The 1,774-nt window shown below is 39.9% G+C and carries 2 protein-coding genes and 1 pseudogene; all 3 read left to right on the forward strand.

Annotation, left to right across the window (positions count from 1 at the left end; all coding sequences use genetic code 11):
- Positions 1-143: pseudogene (gene potA / locus SKA34_RS23210) on the forward strand (putrescine/spermidine ABC transporter ATP-binding protein); the annotation flags it as partial.
- Positions 127-984, forward strand: a complete 858-nt coding sequence (potB, locus tag SKA34_RS11340; protein ID WP_006645668.1) for a spermidine/putrescine ABC transporter permease PotB — start codon at positions 127-129, stop codon at positions 982-984. The pseudogene potA and the gene potB, both read left to right, overlap by 17 nt.
- Positions 984-1,754 carry a spermidine/putrescine ABC transporter permease PotC gene (gene potC, locus SKA34_RS11345; RefSeq protein ID WP_006645669.1) on the forward strand — a complete coding sequence of 257 codons (771 nt, stop codon included), beginning with the start codon at positions 984-986 and terminating at the stop codon, positions 1,752-1,754. The genes potB and potC overlap by 1 nt, the downstream gene beginning before the upstream one ends.
- The last annotated feature ends 20 nt before the right edge of the window (positions 1,755-1,774 follow it).

Consider the following 1,774-nt stretch of genomic DNA (forward strand, 5'->3'; position numbering starts at 1 on the left):
AGTTAGAGTCTGGCAAGTCAGTGATGGTTAGCGAATTCTTCAACGAAGATGACCCTGACGTAGACCACTCTCTTGACCAAAAAGTTGCCATTACTTGGATTGAAAGTTGGGAAGTGGTACTCGCTGATGAGCAAGAAGTTTAATTTACAGAATTTCATTATCGCGTTAGTTGTTAGTTGGTTAGTACTGTTTGTATTTGTACCTAACTTAATGATTATAGGAACCAGTTTCCTAACTCGTGATGATGCAAATCTAATCAAAATGGTCTTCACGTTTGAGAACTATGAAAGACTATTTGATCCACTGTACGCAAAAGTACTTTGGCACTCTTTTTACATGGCAATCACAGCAACTATTCTGTGTTTAGTAATTGGTTACCCTTTTGCTCATGCCATTGCAAAAATGCCAGAGAAATGGCGTCCATTTATGCTGTTTTTGGTTATCGTACCATTTTGGACTAATTCTCTAATTCGTACATACGGCCTGAAACTGATGTTAGGTACACGTGGTATTTTAAATAACACATTAATGTACCTCGATATTATCGATAAGCCACTGCGTATAATGTACACAGAGTACGCGGTAATGATCGGTTTAGTGTATATCTTGCTACCTTTTATGGTGCTACCACTCTACTCCGCTATCGAAAAACTTGATAATAACTACATTGAAGCAGCACGAGACTTAGGCGCAAATAAGGTTCAAACCTTTATTAAAGTGATCTTCCCACTAACCATGCCTGGTGTTATTGCAGGTTGTTTATTGGTATTACTTCCAGCCCTAGGCATGTTCTACGTTTCCGACCTTTTAGGCGGTGCGAAGAACTTACTGATTGGTAATGTTATTAAGAGTCAGGTTTTAAACGCGCGAGATTGGCCATTTGGTTCTGCAACAAGTATTGCCCTTACGTTAGCAATGGCAATTATGCTATATGCCTACTACCGTGCTGGTAAGTTGCTGAACAAAAAAGTGGAGCTTGAATAATGGGACGCTTGTTTAAATTTAGCTTTATGACTGTGGTATATGCGTTTTTATATACCCCTATCATTATCCTGATTGTTAACTCATTCAACGAAAGCAAATTCGGTATGAAATGGGGTGGCTTTACCACTAAATGGTATGAGCAACTGGTTAGCAATGACAGTTTAATGCAAGCGGCAGGACACTCGATTACTATCGCCGTGTTCTCTGCTACAGCAGCGTCCCTAATTGGTAGTTTAACGGCCGTTGCTCTGTTTCGTTATAACTTTAAAGGTAAGAAGTTTGTATCGGGTATGCTATTTCTCGTTATGATGTCTCCAGACATCGTAATGGCAATCTCGCTACTTGCGCTGTTCTTACTATTGGGTGCTAACTTAGGTTTCTTAACGCTATTGCTTTCTCATATCACATTCTGTTTACCTTTTGTTGTTGTGACAGTTTACAGCCGACTAAAAGGCTTTGATGTGAAAATGCTTGAAGCAGCACGTGACCTTGGCGCTAGTGAGTGGGTTATCTTAAAGCAGATTATCCTACCATTGGCTAAACCCGCAGTTGCTGCAGGTTGGCTACTAAGCTTCACACTTTCGCTAGATGATGTAATTGTAAGCTCGTTCGTTACGGGTCCAACTTACGAAATCTTACCATTGAAGATTTACTCAATGGTTAAAGTCGGTATTTCACCTGAGGTGAACGCCTTAGCGACAGTGATGTTGATTGTTTCTCTTGTTCTGGTTATTTGTTCACAATTGCTGGCTCGAGATAAAATAAAGTAAGCATCAACAACATCTAATTC

Origin of the sequence: Photobacterium sp. SKA34 (genome assembly GCF_000153325.1) — a bacterium.
Classification (GTDB): Bacteria; Pseudomonadota; Gammaproteobacteria; order Enterobacterales; family Vibrionaceae; genus Photobacterium.